Consider the following 16,057-nt stretch of genomic DNA (forward strand, 5'->3'; position numbering starts at 1 on the left):
GCACCCATAGTCTGCCCGCCAACAGCCAGTTTTCCGGGGAGATCGAGACATGGATTACGAGCGTTTTTTCAGCCAGAGCCTCAGCAACCTGAAGGCCGAGGGCAACTATCGTGTCTTCATCGACCTGCAGCGCAAATGCGGCGCCTTTCCCAATGCCCGCCAGACCGATGGCGCGGCGGCACGGGACGTGCGCATCTGGTGTTCGAACGACTATCTGGGCATGGGCCAGCACCCGTCGGTTCTGGCGGCGATGCATGATGCGCTGGACCGCTGCGGCGCCGGTGCGGGCGGCACCCGCAACATTTCCGGCACCACCCATGACCACGTCCTGTTGGAACACGAACTGGCTGACCTGCACGGGAAAGAGGCGGCGCTGCTGTTCACCTCCGGCTACGTCTCGAACTGGGCGGCGCTGGGGACGCTAGCGGCAAAGATCCCCGGCCTGATCGTGTTCTCGGACGCGCTGAACCATGCCTCGATGATCGAGGGCATCCGCCATTCGCGGGCGCAGAAGGTGATCTGGAAGCACAACGATCTGGACGACCTGCGCGCCAAGCTGGCCGCCGCCGACCCCGAGGCGCCCAAGATGATCGCCTTTGAATCAGTCTATTCGATGGATGGCGACATCGCACCGATCAAGGAAATCTGCGACCTGGCCGATGAATTCGGCGCCATGACCTATCTGGACGAGGTCCATGCCGTCGGCCTCTATGGTCCCCGCGGCGGCGGCATCGCCGAGCGCGAGGGTCTGATGGACCGCCTGACCGTGATCGAGGGTACGCTGGGCAAGGCCTTCGGTGTGGTGGGCGGCTATATCGCCGCGTCGGCCGCGCTGTGCGATTTCGTGCGCAGCTTTGCCAGCGGGTTCATCTTCACCACCGCCCTGCCCCCGGCAATCGCCGCCGGAGCGGCGGCCTCGATCCGGCATCTGAAGCAGTCGAATGCGGAACGCGACCTGCAGAAGGCGCGCGTGGCCCAGGTGCGCGCCCGGCTCGACGCCGAGGGCATCCCGCATCTGCCCAACCCCAGCCACATCATCCCGGTGATGGTGGGCGACCCGGTCAAGTGCAAGTTCATCTCGGACACGCTGCTGGAAGAGTTCGGCATCTACATCCAGCCGATCAACTATCCCACCGTGCCCAAAGGAACCGAGCGGCTGCGCATCACGCCCTCACCCGTGCACACCGATGCCGATATCGACCATCTGGTCGGCGCGCTCTCGGCGCTGTGGCAACGGTGCCAGATCGCCCGGATGCCGATGGCCGCGCAATAGATTTCTGTCCCTGAACTGGCAAGCCGCCGTGCCCCTGTGCGCGGCGGTTCTTTTTTGCCTCAGACCAGGTAGAGCGCAAAGATGAGTGCCGCAAAGGTGCTCAGCACCAGGGTGAAGCCGCGCAGCCAGGCCGGGCTGCGTTCAAGGTCGAGATACCGCGCCAGGATGACGCGGGCCTTGAACAGGGCCAACAGCAGGATACCGCCCCCGACCGGTCGGGACCCTACGGGCATGAGGGTCAGCAGGGCCGAGGCCAGGCTGAGCGCGATCAGGCCGGCCCAGGCGCGCGTCAGGCGATCCGCTTGGGTGGGTCGAGCAAAGAAGAACCTCGGCATCGCGTCACCCCAGCAGGTAGATCACGGGAAACAGCAGGATCCAGACCAGATCGACCATGTGCCAGAACTGGCCGCCGGCCTCGATATTGCGGGGATCGTCGCGCCAGGCGACAAGCAGCAGAATGGCGACCCCGGCCAGCACATGCGCGGCGTGAAACCCGGTGAGAAGGTAGTAGAACAGGAAAAACGGGTGGGTTTCGTAGCTGATGCCCTGCGCGGCCTTGCCCGCATATTCCGCGCCCTTGATGATCAGGAAAACCACCCCCAGCAGGGCCGCGCCGATCAGGGCCAGCCGCGCGGCACCGCGTCGCGCCGCGTGCCGCCAGCGCAGCGCCCGCGCCGCCAGAAAGCCTGATGTGACCAGAACGCCGGTGTTGAGCGCGGCCCCGGTTCGGTAGAGATGGGATTGCGCCTCGGCAAAGCCTGCCGGGTCGGTCAGGCGGACGCCCATGAAGGCGGTCAGCCCGGCCCCGAACACCAGCAGTTCCGAGACGATCAGAACCCACATCAGCAATTCGCCGGGCAGCTCGTCGATCAGCGAAGCATCACTCATGCGCCGACCAGTTGGCGATAGATCTGCGGCAGGGCCATGGTCAGGCGGTTGGGGTCGGGGATCACCGCGAACCCGCCTTGCCCGAACATGCGCGGGAACCAGCTTTTGCCGGTCTTGTCGATGGTGACGCCAAAGACCGACTGCCCCGCCCGGCGCGCCTCGCGCACGGCCATGCAGGTGTCTTCGATGCCGTGGCGGCCCTCGTAGTGGTCCAGATCGTTGGGCTTGCCGTCGGTGATCACCAGCAGCAGCCGGCGTTTGCGCGCCTGCGCCGCCAGATCGGCCGAGGCATGACGGATCGCCGCCCCCAGCCGCGTGTAATGGCCCGGCCGCAGCGACGCGATGCGCTGCTCGACGGTGGCGGTCATGGGCTCATTGAACTTTTTGCAGCGCTGCACATAGACCCGCTGGCGTTTCAGCGAACTGAAAGCGTGGATGGCAAAATCGTCGCCGCAGGCGTTCAGACCCCAGGCCAGCGCCGCCAGTGCCTCGCGTTCGATATCGATCACCGCACGCCCCGCGACCGCGCTTTCGGTCGAGCGGCTGATGTCCAGCAGGATCGACACCGCCAGGTCGCGCGCCTCGGGACGGGATTGCATCCAGACGCGCTCGTTGCCCTCGCCATTTGCGTGGCGGTCCACGGCGCTGCGCACGGCGGCCTCGATATCCAGCTGGTCGCCGTCCAGATGGCCGCGGGTCATCACGCGGCCCGGGCGCAGGGCCTCGAACTGGCGTTTGACGGCGCGGATGCGGCGGGCGGTGGCCGGGTCCTTGCCGAAATCGGCGGCATCCTCGCGAATCTCGGCATCCGAAGTCAGAACGTTGACGTGATCGGGCAGATACTGCCCCGTGCGCACATCCCATTCCGGGTAAAGCACACGCCCCGAAAGGCGCTCGCGGTTCACGTCTTCGGGCGCGAGATCGAGATGCAGCTTCAGCCGCGTCGGCGGCGCCTTCGTTATCTGGCCCAGCCCGATTTCGTCCTGATCGTCGGCGGCCTTTTTTGCGTTGTCCGGGTCGTCATCGTCGATCCGGCGGTTGAGGTTCAGGAATTCAGCCCAGCTGAGGATCGCCTCGAACTTGTGCAGGATCAAACTGTCCTGCCGCTCGGCCTGGTCGGATTTGCGGCGGCGGGCGCGGTGGGTCTTTTCCCCTGATTCCTCGGGTGGGCCGTCGGTGTCGCGGCTTTCGACCTCGGTGTGTTCGGAAAACGCGACCGCGCGCAGTTCGGGCCACAGAGGCACCGGGCGGAACGGCTGGTACCCGCGCGGGGCGGCCACGTCGTCACCCAGGGCGTCGTAGGCCTGGGCGCGGGCGGACAGGGGGGCGGGGTCGCCCAGCATCCTGCGGATCAGGTCCTCGACGGCGGCCTCGGCCGGGGGCAGGCCGGGCAGGTCGCGCTGATACAGCACGCCCTTGCACAGTTCGGTGTAAAGCGGGCGCAGACCCGGCGCATCTTCGAGCGTTGCGGCGACCATCGCGCGGGCCGCCTGCAGGGCGCGCAGATCGGCGCGCAGGGGATCGTCCTCGTCGATGCGGGTTCCGGCATGGGCCGCCACCGCCGCCAGCCAGACATAAAGCGCGCCGTTGGCTTCGCGCGCGGGAAACACCGCCAGCCGGTCGGGCAGGCGCAGGACCTCGCCGTCGAAACTGGCGCGTGGGATCAGTTCGGCCTCGGTGGCCAGCTTGCGCCGCCAGCCCAGCCGGTGGCGCGAGAGCTCGGGCGAAACCGGGCGCAGTTCGACGCCCGGACTGCCGCCCAACCCCCGGAAAAGAACGGCCAGCCGCCCCGCGACCTGCGACAGGTCGACCGCGGCTCCTTCGTGCACCTCTGGTGCATCAAGGCGGCTGGCAAGGCTGTGCCACAGTTTCCCGATGGTTTCTTCGGGTTCCCATGGCTCAAAGTCGATCCTGACCATCGCCGGCCTCACCCAAAGACGGCGGTGACAAGATCGAGGAGCCCGCGTTTGATATCCTCGTCATCAGTCAGAGGTTCGATCATGGCGGCAAGGATGGCGCGGTCGGTGGACATGCCCTGCGCGATCAGAGTCGCGGCATAGACGACCAGGCGGGTGGATACGCCTTCCTCGAGGTCCTGACCCTTGAGCCCGCGCAGCTTGCCCGCCAGCCGCACCAGCGGCTTGCAGCGCTCCAGCGGCAGACCGCTTTCCTGCGCGACCACCTCGGCCTCCATCTGAGGCGAGGGGAAGTCGAATTCCAGCGAGATGAACCGTTGCCGGGTCGAGGGTTTGAGGGTTTTCAGAATGTTCTGATAGCCGGGGTTGTAGGAGGCCACCAGCATGAAGCCGGGCGCGGCCTCAAGCTCTTCCCCGGTGCGATCGATCGGCAGGATGCGCCGGTCGTCGGTCAGCGGGTGCAGCACCACGGTCACGTCCTTGCGCGCCTCGACCACCTCGTCCAGGTAACAGATCGCGCCCTCGCGCACCGCGCGGGTCAGGGGACCATCGACCCAGACGGTCTCGCCGCCTTTCAGCAGGTAGCGCCCGATCAGGTCGGCGGCGGCCAGGTCGTCGTGGCAGGCCACGGTATAGAGCGGCCGACCCAGACTGGCGGCCATATGGGACACGAAGCGGGTCTTGCCGCAACCTGTCGGGCCTTTCAGCAGGACCGGCAGCTTGTTGGTATAGGCGGCGGCGAACACGTCGCATTCGTCGCCCTGGGGCAGGTAGAAGGGGGCCTCTGCCGCCCCCGTTCCCAGTTTCATGGAGCCGTCCATATTCATCACTCCGCCGGGGTTTCCGCGACGCCGGGTTCGATGACCTCTTTGCGCGGAACCCAGATCGAGTAGATGAACAGCAGCGCACCGATGACCACGACCAGACCGGAGCCGAAGCGCATCCAGTAGAAGATCGCGACCTGATCCTGCACATCCATGTAGTAGTCACCCACCACGCGCTGCATGTGCGTCTGGACGGTGCCGGCAAAGGTCAGCACGAAGGTCATGAAGACCATGCCGCCGGTCATCAGCCAGAACGAGGCCATGTTCAGCACCTGATTGTACGGATCACGGTTCTTCAGGATCGGCATCGCATAGGTGAAGATCGCCAGGTTGAGGCAGACATAGGCGCCGTAGAAGGCCAGGTGCCCGTGGGCCGCCGTGATCTGCGTGCCGTGGGTGTAATAGTTCACCCCGTGCAGCGTGTGCAGGAAGCCCCAGACGCCGGCGCCGAAGAAGGCCAGCGTGGCACAGCCCAGCGACCACAGCAGCGCGGCCTTGTTGGGGTGGTCCCGACGGCCCTTCCAGACCATGACGAACGCAAAGGCCATCATCGCAAAGAACGGGATCACCTCGAGGCTTGAGAAGATCGACCCGATCCACTGCCAGTAACCCGGCGTACCGATCCAATAGTAGTGGTGGCCGGTGCCCAAAATGCCCGAGAACAACGCGGCGGCGACGATGACATACAGCCATTTCTCGACCACCTCGCGGTCAACTCCGGTCAGCTTGAGCATCAGGTAGGCCAGGATCGAGGCCATGATCAGCTCCCACACGCCTTCGACCCACAGGTGAACGACGTACCACCAGTACTGCTTGTCGAGGCTCAGGTTGCCCGGGTTGTAGAAGGCGAACAGGAACAGCAGCGCCAGACCCCAGAGGCCCAGCAGCAGGATGTTGGTGATGGCGGTCTTCTTGCCCTTCAGAACGGTCAACGACACGTTGTAGAGGAAGATCAGCGCCGCCACGACGATGCCGGCCTTGACCCATTTGGGTTGTTCAAGGAACTCGCGCCCCTCTTTGCCCAGCAGCCAGTTGCCTTCGAACAGGTTGAAGACATAGGTCAGCACCGCACCCAGCGTACCCAAGATCAGGATCGCCAGCTGGATATAGGCCAGCTTGGTCGAGTGGATCTCGCGTTCGGCCTCTTCGGGGATCAGGAAATAGGCCGCGCCGAAAAAGCCGGTGATCAGCCACACGATCAGCGCGTTGGTGTGCAGCATCCGCACGATGTTGAACGGCAGAAGCTCGCTCAGAAAATTGGGGGATACATAGATCCAGCCGGCCAGCAGACCGCCGATCACCTGGATCGCGAACAGGCCCATTGCGAATGCGAAATAGGCATAGGCCACTTTTTGGGATTCGTATTTCATTGCTCCGTTCCCTTCTCAGCCCGCGTCATTCGGGGGCCAGTCCTGAGCGTCGATGTTGTCCGTCCAGATCAGGAAGTTGGCCAGATCACGGATCTCTTCGTCGCTGAGGTTGAACCTTGGCATCTGCCGGCGACCGGGAATGCCGGTGGGTTGCGCCTCCATCCAGCCCTTGAGGGACTCAAAGGCCGATTCCGGGTCGTCCAGAACGCCCCAGCGGGTCATCACGTTGGCGACCTCGGGGGCGAAATAGGCACCCTCACCCATGATCGAGTGACAATTGATGCAGGCGTGTTTTTCCCAGACGTGTTTGCCCCGGATCACGCTCTCATCCAGCTTCGCCGAGTTCGGCGAATTGACGATGTACAGGTGTGAGTGGGCCGACAGGGCCAGAAAGATTAAAATGAAGAACAGTGACCCGCCATAGAATATGTTGCGGGCCATGCTCTTGGTCATGACTTCTCGCATTGCGCTCTCCTTTGCGCCGCTTTGCTGGTGGGGGGACAATGGCGGGATGGGCGGTTTGCCGCCTTAACGAAAGTCAAGACTCTGTCCTGGCACTCGGCCAATAGGCTACATTCCCTTAAAATAAGCGTGAAATGCCCCGAAATCGCCTTGAACCGCTGTTATCAGGGTGCGAAGTCAGATGGAGTTTCCGGGTCCGTGATGTGCTGTTCCGGTGTCTTTGATTGAGCGAGTGAACGAGTAAGAGATGGCGAACTATTCCTATATCGGCTACGCGCCAGGGGTGATTTCACTTAGTTTTACCGGGTTTAACTCCGGTACCATCACTCTGAGTTCAGGCTATGATCCGAACACCGATCGCCGGGTATTTGACGTAACCGACGCGGCCGGTGGAACGCTGGTGAACGGAGATCCGGACAACGGAACTGATTTCAACGGCGACCGTTTCAACAACGAAGTCGGCGATGACCTGACACAGACAGGCGTCGTCACCAGCCTTGACGGATCAACCACCTTTGATTCCGGCGCTATCTATCTGGAAGAATCCTATGCCCTGACCAAACCGGGCGGCGGTACGATCGATGTTTTCCGGGTCGAGGTTGAAGGAAATCTTGTCGGATACATCACGTCCGAACCTTTGGTACCCGGTACCGCCTATTCCTTCATTCGTTCGAATGTGACCCCTTCAAACGCTCCGGACACCACCGATCCCACAGCCATTGTCGACGTGCCCTGTTTTACCGCCGGTACGCTGATCGAAACACCCACCGGCGCCAAGGCGATAGAAGATCTGGCCGAAGGCGACCTGGTTCTGACGCTCGATCACGGCTCGCAACCGATTCGCTGGATCGGCTCGCGCACCCTGACGTCGATCGATTTGCAGGCCAACCCACGCCTGCGTCCGATCTGTGTATCAGCCGGAGCGCTGGGGGCGGGTCTACCGCGGCGCGACCTGCGGGTCTCTCCGCAGCACCGGATGCTGGTTCGCTCGGCGATTGCCGTGCGCATGTTCGACGCCCAAGAGGTGCTGATCCCAGCCCACAAGCTGGTCGGCGTTCCCGGCGTTCATGCCGATGAAACCGCCAGCAGCGTGACGTACTACCACATTCTGTTCGACCGCCATGAAATCGTGACCGCCGAAGGGGCTCCGTCGGAAAGCCTGTACACCGGGCCCGAAGCACTCAAAAGCATTGGCCGCGATGCCCGAGACGAGATCTTCGAGATTTTCCCCGAGCTTGACGACCCGGATCATGTCCCGATCGCCGCTCGGCCCATTCCCGAAACCGGCAAGCGTGCGCGGCACATGATCCATCGGCATGTCAAAAACGCGCGACCTTTGATCGACCGGGCCTGAGCCGCTCAGGACGGTACCGCACGCGGACCCACCAAGGCCGGCCACATCGCCACCACATACAGCGCCATCGCGCTGATCCACAGCCCGTCGGCAACCAGCATGGCGGTCAAGAATTGCGCGTCCAACCCGGACCCAATCCAGCGCAAAATCGCGGCCAGAGCCATCGCGCCGTAGGCGACGACCACCGGCGCGGGGGCGACCAGCGCCCGTCCGCTATGGCCAAGCGCCGCGCGGCTCATGACCGCCAGCGTCATGCCACCGACGCAGCCGATGCCCAACACATGCAGCGCACCAAGTTCACTGCCGAGGCCCAACAAGCCCATTCCCCACAGAACCAGTCCAAGGCCCAGCATCCCCAAGGCCAGATGCAGCGCAAACAGAATCGGCTGCCGGACAGCCCAAGCCCCCCGCCAACCTGACAGGCGCAAGCCCTGTATCGCTCCGAGGACCAGCGCCAAAATCGCGACCGCGTGCCCGGCCCCGAAGATCAGCATCACAGCGGGCAGCAACAGGGCCAGCACCATGTTGCTTTTTTCCATCCAATCGCGACTGACAGGCCAGTCAGCTTCGGGCACGCCTGCGCGCTTCATTGCGTTGCGCGTAAAGGCCGGAGTGATCCGACCACCCAGAATGGAGATCATGGAACACAAGGCCAGCAGTCCTGTACGCAGACCGACATCCAGGGTTCCGACCGTCACACCGATCCAGTCCAGATGGGTCAACAGGTTGGACACCCAGATGTAGGCCAGCAACAGAAGAAAGATCATGTTCTGCGGTTTTGGTCGCCGGATCAGCTGGGTGGCGATCTTGGCCGCAAGAACCGGCACGAAGGCGAGGTCGAGCACCGCGACAATCACCGGGTCGATCACACCCGAAAACCACAGCGCCACGCGCCCGGCCAACCACAGCGCCGCTGCAGCGGCAATAAACAAACGCCGCGCCTCAGGGGCACCGGTCCAGTTGGGAACGGCGGTCAGAAAGAACCCGCCCAGTGCGGCACTGGCATAGCCGAAAATCATCTCGTGCGCGTGCCACATCGGCGGGCTCATGGCAGAGGGCGCTTCGGTCCACATTTCAATCCCGGCCAACGTTGCCAGCCACCCCCCCCAGGCCAGACCGGCAAACACGCCGTAAAGACCTGCAAACAGAAAAAAGACCCGGAACCCCTCACCCATAACGCGCGTGATTGCCGATGGCATGCCTGCTCTCCTTGGCCAAGCTGTTCGTTTCCCAAGCACTAGCAACCGCTGGGCTCGCGCCCCTTAACCAAAATCAAGCGTCGGCGAAAACATGACCCCAAAAAGCACTTATTTTCATGGCTTCTTTCGGCCCCATTTCCGTCTGAACACCCCCTCCGTTGACTTTCGTCAAGGAGAAGACGCCCGTCCCGGCGCAGTGTCCGGCCTGCCTCACCAGCAAACGGAGAGTGATCATGTCACTTGGAATCAGCTATCACACCACCAGCCGCGCCTTCGGGGTCGGTCTGGCCATGTTGTTGGGCAGCGTCGCTGCTCCGACATTCGCCGAAGAGCCAACCCTGAGCGACGAGGCCTTCGAGGCTTCGAAACAGCTCTACTTCGAACAATGTGCCGGCTGCCACGGCGTGCTGCGCAAGGGCGCCACCGGCAAGAACCTCGAGCCGCAATGGAAGAAAACCGCAGCCGACGGCACCGTGACCGAAGGCGGCACCCTGCAACTGGGCCAGGAGCGCCTTGAAAAGATCATCGCGTGGGGCACCGAAGGCGGCATGAACAACTTCTCGGACATCATGACCGAGGAAGAAATCCGCGACATGGCGACCTACATCATGATGGAGCCGCCCAAGCCGCCGGAAATGTCGCTGGAACAGATGAAGGCGACCCGCAAGGTCTATGTCGAAGAGGCAGACTATCCGACCGAACCGCTGCACGGTCGCAACTGGGAGAACTTCTTCGTCGTCATCGAACGTGACGTGGGCAAGGTGGCCGTAATCGACGGCGACACCAAAGAGGTGCTGACCCACATCCCCACCGGCTATGCCGTGCACGTTCTGAAAGCGTCCGAACACCATAGCCTGACCGAACCGGAACATCCCGGCCGCTTCTGGTACACCATGGGTCGCGACGGCAAGATGACCAAAATCGACCTCTGGCAGACTCCGGACAAGATGTTGGTCTCTGAGGTCAAGATCGCCTATGACGCCCGCGACGTCGCAGTTTCCGGCGATGGCAAATACGTCATCGGTGGTGGTTACTGGCCGCCGCACTTCGCGATCGTTGACGCCAAAACCATGGAACCGCTCAAGGTCGTTTCGACCCGCGGCGTGAACGTGGACGGCGACTATGTCGAAGAAAGCCGCGTGGCCGCGATCTACACGACACCGAACGAACCGACCTGGATCGTCGCCGTGAAAGAGTTGGGCCAGTTGTGGCAGGTCGATTACACGGACCTCGACAACCTGCGCATCGACAAGATCGACAGCGCCAAGTTCCTGCATGACGGTTTCTTTGACCCGACGGGCCGCTATTTTCAGATCGCCGCGAACGCGTCGAACAAAATGGTGGTCGTCGATACCGAGACCCACAAGCTGGAGGCGATGATCGACACCGCTGCCCTGCCGCACCCCGGACCGGGCGCAAACTGGGTCGATCCGAACTGTGGACCGGTTGCCGGCACGACCCACCTGGGTGTGGGTACCGTGACCGTTTGGGGCAACGACCCCGAAGGCCACCCGGATCAGGCTTGGAAGGTCTGCTACGAAGTAGAGACGGACGGCCCCGGCCTGTTTGTCCGCACCCACCCGAACTCAGACTACATCTGGGCTGACCAGACCAAACACCCCGAGCCGGAAATCCAGCAGTCGGTGCAAGTCATCTCGAAAGAGACCGGCGAGATCGTGAAAACGATCCAGATCACCGAAGACGAAGGCAGTGCCGCCGTTCACTTTGAATTCAATGCCGACGGCACCGAGGTCTGGGTCTCCAAGTGGAACCTGTCGGACTCCAAGGAGCCCAACGGTCAAATCGTGATCTTCGACGCCAAGACGCTGGAAGAGATCGGCCGTATCGACGGGCTCTATGCGCCGACCGGCAAGTTCAACGTCTACAACCGCTCGAACCACGTCACCTGACGGGTTGGCAGCAAGCACAGGAAAGGGCGGGCCCCTCGCCCGCCCTTTCCACGTTTGTCCGCGGCGCCCTGCCCGGCATCCCAACCACCATTCCAACCGGCCTGAAATCCAAGGCCAGACATGACAGCCAAAACGGAGCCTGGACATGACCCAGTCCGAACCGGAAAAGAAAAAACCGATCTGGCGCCGGTATTTCCTGTGGGGAATGCCCGTGGCCGGCATCGCCGCGGCCTTTGTCGCCGGCATCATCTTCTGGGGCGGGTTCAACACCGCCATGGAAGCCACCAACACCGAGAAATTCTGTGTCTCGTGCCATGAGATGCGCGACTATATCTACACCGAGTACAAGGGAACGATCCATGACGTGAACCGCTCGGGCGTGGGCGCGGTCTGTTCGGACTGCCACGTGCCCAAGGACTGGACGCACAAGATCATCCGCAAGATCAAAGCCTCGAGAGAGCTGTACGGCAAGATGGTTGGCTCGATCAGCACGCCCGAGAAATTCGAGGCCAAGCGCATCCATCTGGCCATGAACGAATGGCAGCGGATGAAAAAGACCGACTCGCGCGAGTGCCGCAACTGCCACGATTTCGAGTCGATGATGCCCGAGTTCCAGAAGCCACGCGCGCGGCAGCAGCACCTGAACGCGATGGAGGTGGGCCAGACCTGCATCGACTGCCACAAGGGTATCGCACACTCGAACATCCGTGACCGCGCACCCGAAGATTTTCTGGAAGAGCTCGAAGCCCCGAACCCGGCCTTCGCCCGTCCGATCCCGCCGGAATACCTGGCCAGCCTGGAGCGGATCGAAGCCAAGGAGGCCGCCGAGGCCGAAGCCGAGAAAGCCGCCCGCAAAGCCCAGCAGGAGGCGGTGCAGGCGCAGATCGCTGCAGCGGTCGACACCGCCTTGGCCGAGGAACGCGCCAAGGCCGATGGCACAGCAACCGACGCCGCGGCCTCGGGCGGCAGCGACGTTGGTGGCAACATCGACTGGAACGCCGTGGCCAGCACCGATCTGAAACTGTTCTATCCGGGACAGGCTTCGTTCGAATGGGTGCAGAACGGCAAGACCCACGGTGGCGCACGCCCTCTGACCAAGGGTGGCGACCAGTGCTCGACCTGCCACGCCAAGGAGCTGGACGCGATCGGCAACAAGATCGTCGCTGGCGGTGATCTCGAACCGACCCCCATCCCCGGCAAGCGCGGGGTGATCGACGCTACGGTTCAGGCCGCGCATGACGACGAAATCCTGTATATCCGGCTGCAATGGGCGGATGCGGGCCACAATCCCGCGCCCTTCGTCGACGGCGGTAAGATGGACCCGGACAACCCGATCAAGGTCGCCATGATGATCACCGGCACCGGGATCGAGCTGGGCGAACAGGTGGGGTGCTGGGCCTCGTGCCACGCCGACAACACCTATATGCCCTTTGCGCCCGATGCCGAAACCATCGCCGCCAACCCGGACGTGGCCGCACGCCTGACGGCCAAGGACACCGTCACCAAGTACATCAGCGAAAGCCGCACCGAGGTCGAAGTCAAAGGCCGGCGCGGCAAGCCGCTAGGCGGCTGGGACAAGCTGCAGGCCGAAGAGCAGATCGCGCAATACCTGCAGGACGGCACATTCCTTGACCTGATGCGCGTCTATGCCGACGGCAGCGCCACCAATGGCTATCTGCTGGAACAGCGCGTGGTCAACGATGGCGAGATCTCGGCCTCGGCCAGCCTGTCGGGCGGCATGTGGACGGTGGTGTTCTCGCGGCCGCTGAACTCGGGCGCACCGGGCGACGTGCCGCTGGAGCCGGGCAAGACCTACACGGTGGGCTTTGCCATCCACGATGACCACTCGGCCGCACGGTTCCACCACGTCACGCTGAACACCAGCCTCGCGCTGGATGACGACAGCGCCGACATCAACGTGGTCAAACAGTAACGAAAAGGGGCCGGCGATACGGCCCCTTTTCCACGGCCGAGGAGACACGCGACCATGACGACCAAGCCCCTTCTGACCGCAGTCCTGACCCTAGCGATGGTTCTGCCAGCCCTAGCCGATGAAGCCGACCAGATCTGCGCCGAGGCCGAGGAAAGCTATGTCGAACTCTTCGGCGATCCTTCCGACGCCGTGCTGGATGCCGAGGTGGTGCTGATGTACAAGTACCACTTCTGCCCGGCCCAGATCACGGTCAAGCCCGGCACCACGGTGCGCTGGGTCAACGTGGACAAGCGCACCAGCCATTCGGTGCTTTTGAAGGACGGCAGCCAGCCCGAATCCGACCGCATCTTCCCCGAGGAATCGGTCGAGATGACGTTCCTTGAACCCGGCCCGCAGAACTATCTGTGCGGCCCGCATTGGGAAACGCAGAACATGGTCGGCATGGTCACCGTCGAGCCCTGAACGCAGGCAGACATACAGGCAAACTAAAGGAGCGCGGGCGCAAATCCCGCGCTCCTTAACTTATGTCAAGGAGGCCTCTTTGCGAATGCGCCAGTCTGCGGCCATGACACGCCCGGCCATCCCAGCAACGTCCCGATCCGCCGCTCTGTCCGCGCTCGGAACCGACCGGAACACCCGGGTCCCGATGACATTCAGACCAAGCGAGATTGCACCATGAGCGGTAAGGTTTTTCTGATCGGCGCCGGACCCGGAGACCCCGAATTGATGACCCTGCGCGCCTTGCGTATGCTGCGCGAGGCGGATGTGGTGGTCTACGACCGTCTGGTCTCGGAGGAGATCCTGGCCATGCACGCCCCCGGTGCGCGGCTGATCCCCGTGGGCAAGGCGCCCAAATGCCATACCGTGCCGCAGGACCGGATCAACCAGATCCTGCTGGAACAGGCCCGCGCGGGCCACAGGGTTGCCCGCCTCAAGGGGGGCGATCCGATGATCTTTGGCCGCGGCTCGGAAGAGGCGGCGTTTCTGATGGACCATGGCATTGCGGTTGAATACGCGCCCGGCATCACCGCGGCGCAGGGGGCAAGCTGTTCGACCGGCGTGCCGCTGACCCATCGCGGGCTGGCCACCTCGGTTCAATATGTCACCGGCCATCGTCAGGCCGACAAGGTGCTGGACCTCGACTGGAAGCGCCTGGCGGACCCTGACACCACCTTGGTCATCTACATGGGCGTCGCCAATATCGGCCAGATCGCCATGGGCCTGATGACGGAAAACCTGCCGGGATCGACCTCCGTCCTGGCCGTCGGCAAGGCGACCACCCCGGACGAGCGCCGCCTTGTCTCGCGTCTGGACCGTGTCGCCGCCGACGTGCGCGCGGCCGGTCTGGCCGCCCCTACCCTGTTCATCATCGGCAAGGTCGTGTCGCTTTATGCCGAACGGCCGGTTGCCGAGTTGCTGGAGCATGCTCATGGCTAGGACTCTGCCCCTTGAACCGGCCCGCCGGGACTGGCCCGGGCGCGCGGTGCTGACCGCCGCCGTGCTGGTGGCCACCTCAGCCTTTGCCGCCGACACGCTGGACCCCAACGCGCTGAAGCGTCTGGTGCATCAGGATTGCGGGTCCTGCCACGGCCTGACCCTGAAAGGCGGGCTGGGCCCCGATCTGCGGGCGGGAAACCTGCAGCACTATGACCCCGAAATCCTGACCGGCGTAATCCTGGACGGCATCCCCGACACGGCCATGCCGCCGTGGCGGCCCCTCATCAGCGAGGAAGAGGCCGAATGGATCGCCCGTTATCTGCTGAAACCGGAGGCCCAATGAAACAGTTTGTCCTTGGCCTCGCGGCCTCGTTGCTGATGACCGCAGCCCATGCCGAACCCACCGCCACCGGAGACCTGGGGCTGGTGATCGAACGGGCCACCGGCTCGGTCCTGCTGGTCGATCAGTCCGACCGCGCCGCGTTGGCCCGGATCGAAGGACTGGGCGATCTGTCCCATGCCTCTCTGGTCTATTCGCCCGACGAACGCTTCGCCTATGTGTTCGGGCGCGACGGCGGGCTGACCAAGGTCGATATCGTGACCCGTCAGATCGCCAAGCGCGTCGTGCAGGCCGGGAACGCCATCGGCGGGGCGATCTCTGACGACGGCGCGCTGGTGGCGGTGTCGAACTATGAACCCGGCGGGGTGCACGTCTTTGACGCCGACACGCTGGATCTGGTGGCCGACATCCCCACCGGCAGCAAGACCATCGGCCTGGTCGATGCACCGGGCCGCCGTTTCGTGTTCACCATGTGGGATACGGGCGAAACCTGGATCGCCGATTTCGCCCGCGGCACCGACCCGCAGATCACCAAGATCACCGACATGGGCAAAAACCCCTATGACGCGCTGATCACCGCCAATGGCCGAATCTACATCACCGGTCTGTTCGGGCAGGACGGGCTGACCGCGCTGGACCTGTGGGCAGACACCCCCGAACCGATCCGGGTGCTGCCCGGATATGGGCGCGGCCAACAAGAAATGCCCGTCTACAAGATGCCCCATCTGGAAGGCTGGGCGCATACGGGCGACGAATTCGTATTGCCGGCCGTCGGCCATCACCAGGTGCTCTGGGTCGATGCCGACACACTCACGGAAACCGGGCGCACCCAGACATACGGCCAGCCCGTCTTTGCCATGGCGCGGCCCGACGGCCGGCAGGTCTGGGTGAACTTCGCCCACCCGCTGAACGACACGATCCAGGTGATCGACACGGTCAGCAAACAGGTCATCCACGAGTTCAAACCCGGCCCGGCGGTGCTGCACATGGAGTTCACCCCGCGTGGGCACGAGGTCTGGATCAGCGTGCGCGATGCCAACAAGATCATGGTCTATGACACCCACAGCTTTGAAAAGCTGCGGGAAATCCCGGCCGACAGCCCCTCGGGCATCTTCTTCACCGCGCGTGCGCACAGAACGGGGCTGTAAGCG

Annotated in this window: 15 protein-coding genes; 8 read left to right on the forward strand and 7 right to left on the reverse strand. The window is 63.5% G+C overall.

Going from position 1 to position 16,057, the window contains the following annotated elements:
* Positions 1-49 precede the first annotated feature (49 nt).
* On the forward strand, positions 50-1,273 hold the full coding sequence (gene hemA / locus GOW72_RS15195) for a 5-aminolevulinate synthase (protein WP_170367415.1): 1,224 nt from the start codon (positions 50-52) through the stop codon (positions 1,271-1,273).
* A gap of 59 nt (positions 1,274-1,332) precedes the next feature.
* Here the strand turns inward: hemA and GOW72_RS15200 are convergent, their stop codons facing one another.
* From GOW72_RS15200 to GOW72_RS15225, 6 genes are read right to left on the reverse strand one after another with little or no spacing between them, the layout of a single operon-like run.
* Positions 1,333-1,608 carry a cytochrome C oxidase subunit IV family protein gene (locus GOW72_RS15200; RefSeq protein ID WP_170367416.1) on the reverse strand — a complete coding sequence of 92 codons (276 nt, stop codon included), beginning with the start codon at positions 1,606-1,608 and terminating at the stop codon, positions 1,333-1,335.
* A gap of 4 nt (positions 1,609-1,612) precedes the next feature.
* Complete coding sequence (locus GOW72_RS15205; RefSeq protein WP_170367417.1) at positions 1,613-2,161, reverse strand: cytochrome c oxidase subunit 3; 549 nt, start codon at positions 2,159-2,161, stop codon at positions 1,613-1,615.
* Positions 2,158-4,080 carry a nitric oxide reductase activation protein NorD gene (locus tag GOW72_RS15210; RefSeq protein WP_170367418.1) on the reverse strand — a complete coding sequence of 641 codons (1,923 nt, stop codon included), beginning with the start codon at positions 4,078-4,080 and terminating at the stop codon, positions 2,158-2,160. Before GOW72_RS15210 ends, GOW72_RS15205 begins: the two co-directional genes overlap by 4 nt.
* 8 nt (positions 4,081-4,088) lie before the next feature.
* Complete coding sequence (locus GOW72_RS15215; protein WP_425328549.1) at positions 4,089-4,904, reverse strand: CbbQ/NirQ/NorQ/GpvN family protein; 816 nt, start codon at positions 4,902-4,904, stop codon at positions 4,089-4,091.
* Positions 4,904-6,271, reverse strand: coding sequence for a cbb3-type cytochrome c oxidase subunit I (locus tag GOW72_RS15220; RefSeq protein ID WP_170367420.1), 1,368 nt, complete (start codon positions 6,269-6,271; stop codon positions 4,904-4,906). The genes GOW72_RS15215 and GOW72_RS15220 overlap by 1 nt, the downstream gene beginning before the upstream one ends.
* Positions 6,272-6,286: 15 nt before the next feature.
* The gene (locus tag GOW72_RS15225; RefSeq protein ID WP_005977183.1) at positions 6,287-6,736 is read right to left on the reverse strand and encodes a c-type cytochrome; all 450 of its coding nucleotides are present in this window, start codon (positions 6,734-6,736) and stop codon (positions 6,287-6,289) included.
* A gap of 244 nt (positions 6,737-6,980) precedes the next feature.
* On the opposite strand from GOW72_RS15225, the gene GOW72_RS15230 reads away from it, so the two are divergent.
* On the forward strand, positions 6,981-8,087 hold the full coding sequence (locus GOW72_RS15230) for a Hint domain-containing protein (protein WP_170367421.1): 1,107 nt from the start codon (positions 6,981-6,983) through the stop codon (positions 8,085-8,087).
* A 5-nt stretch (positions 8,088-8,092) separates the two neighbouring features.
* Here the strand turns inward: GOW72_RS15230 and GOW72_RS15235 are convergent, their stop codons facing one another.
* Positions 8,093-9,286: an NnrS family protein gene (locus GOW72_RS15235; RefSeq protein WP_170367422.1), complete on the reverse strand. Its 1,194-nt coding sequence runs from the start codon at positions 9,284-9,286 to the stop codon at positions 8,093-8,095.
* 233 nt (positions 9,287-9,519) lie between these two features.
* Between GOW72_RS15235 and GOW72_RS15240 the strand changes: the two genes are divergently transcribed.
* The 6 genes from GOW72_RS15240 to GOW72_RS15265 all read left to right on the forward strand — a co-directional run bounded on the left by GOW72_RS15240 (position 9,520) and on the right by GOW72_RS15265 (position 16,054).
* Positions 9,520-11,196, forward strand: coding sequence for a cytochrome D1 domain-containing protein (locus tag GOW72_RS15240; RefSeq protein ID WP_170367423.1), 1,677 nt, complete (start codon positions 9,520-9,522; stop codon positions 11,194-11,196).
* Between the two features lie 145 nt (positions 11,197-11,341).
* Complete coding sequence (locus tag GOW72_RS15245) at positions 11,342-13,129, forward strand: NapC/NirT family cytochrome c (protein ID WP_170367424.1); 1,788 nt, start codon at positions 11,342-11,344, stop codon at positions 13,127-13,129.
* A 54-nt stretch (positions 13,130-13,183) separates the two neighbouring features.
* A complete protein-coding gene (locus GOW72_RS15250; protein ID WP_170359694.1) occupies positions 13,184-13,591 on the forward strand; it encodes a cupredoxin domain-containing protein in 408 nt (135 codons plus the stop codon).
* 213 nt (positions 13,592-13,804) lie between these two features.
* The gene (gene cobA / locus GOW72_RS15255) at positions 13,805-14,566 is read left to right on the forward strand and encodes a uroporphyrinogen-III C-methyltransferase (protein WP_170367425.1); all 762 of its coding nucleotides are present in this window, start codon (positions 13,805-13,807) and stop codon (positions 14,564-14,566) included.
* Positions 14,559-14,909 (forward strand): c-type cytochrome, encoded by a 351-nt coding sequence (locus GOW72_RS15260; protein ID WP_217358169.1) that lies wholly within the window; start codon positions 14,559-14,561, stop codon positions 14,907-14,909. The genes cobA and GOW72_RS15260 overlap by 8 nt, the downstream gene beginning before the upstream one ends.
* Positions 14,906-16,054, forward strand: a complete 1,149-nt coding sequence (locus tag GOW72_RS15265; RefSeq protein WP_170367426.1) for a cytochrome D1 domain-containing protein — start codon at positions 14,906-14,908, stop codon at positions 16,052-16,054. Before GOW72_RS15260 ends, GOW72_RS15265 begins: the two co-directional genes overlap by 4 nt.
* Positions 16,055-16,057 lie beyond the last annotated feature (3 nt).

Origin of the sequence: Ruegeria arenilitoris (genome assembly GCF_013032855.1) — a bacterium.
Classification (GTDB): Bacteria; Pseudomonadota; Alphaproteobacteria; order Rhodobacterales; family Rhodobacteraceae; genus Ruegeria; species Ruegeria arenilitoris.

What these genes read in the sequence shown, in the direction of transcription:
- hemA (WP_170367415.1), top strand. Translation starts at nt 50, where the DNA reads ATGGATTACGAGCGTTTTTTCAGCCAGAGCCTCAGCAACCTGAAGGCC.
- GOW72_RS15200 (WP_170367416.1), bottom strand. Translation starts at nt 1,608, where the DNA reads ATGCCGAGGTTCTTCTTTGCTCGACCCACCCAAGCGGATCGCCTGACG.
- GOW72_RS15205 (WP_170367417.1), bottom strand. Translation starts at nt 2,161, where the DNA reads ATGAGTGATGCTTCGCTGATCGACGAGCTGCCCGGCGAATTGCTGATG.
- GOW72_RS15210 (WP_170367418.1), bottom strand. Translation starts at nt 4,080, where the DNA reads ATGGTCAGGATCGACTTTGAGCCATGGGAACCCGAAGAAACCATCGGG.
- GOW72_RS15215 (WP_425328549.1), bottom strand. Translation starts at nt 4,904, where the DNA reads ATGAATATGGACGGCTCCATGAAACTGGGAACGGGGGCGGCAGAGGCC.
- GOW72_RS15220 (WP_170367420.1), bottom strand. Translation starts at nt 6,271, where the DNA reads ATGAAATACGAATCCCAAAAAGTGGCCTATGCCTATTTCGCATTCGCA.
- GOW72_RS15225 (WP_005977183.1), bottom strand. Translation starts at nt 6,736, where the DNA reads ATGCGAGAAGTCATGACCAAGAGCATGGCCCGCAACATATTCTATGGC.
- GOW72_RS15230 (WP_170367421.1), top strand. Translation starts at nt 6,981, where the DNA reads ATGGCGAACTATTCCTATATCGGCTACGCGCCAGGGGTGATTTCACTT.
- GOW72_RS15235 (WP_170367422.1), bottom strand. Translation starts at nt 9,286, where the DNA reads ATGCCATCGGCAATCACGCGCGTTATGGGTGAGGGGTTCCGGGTCTTT.
- GOW72_RS15240 (WP_170367423.1), top strand. Translation starts at nt 9,520, where the DNA reads ATGTCACTTGGAATCAGCTATCACACCACCAGCCGCGCCTTCGGGGTC.
- GOW72_RS15245 (WP_170367424.1), top strand. Translation starts at nt 11,342, where the DNA reads ATGACCCAGTCCGAACCGGAAAAGAAAAAACCGATCTGGCGCCGGTAT.
- GOW72_RS15250 (WP_170359694.1), top strand. Translation starts at nt 13,184, where the DNA reads ATGACGACCAAGCCCCTTCTGACCGCAGTCCTGACCCTAGCGATGGTT.
- cobA (WP_170367425.1), top strand. Translation starts at nt 13,805, where the DNA reads ATGAGCGGTAAGGTTTTTCTGATCGGCGCCGGACCCGGAGACCCCGAA.
- GOW72_RS15260 (WP_217358169.1), top strand. Translation starts at nt 14,559, where the DNA reads ATGGCTAGGACTCTGCCCCTTGAACCGGCCCGCCGGGACTGGCCCGGG.
- GOW72_RS15265 (WP_170367426.1), top strand. Translation starts at nt 14,906, where the DNA reads ATGAAACAGTTTGTCCTTGGCCTCGCGGCCTCGTTGCTGATGACCGCA.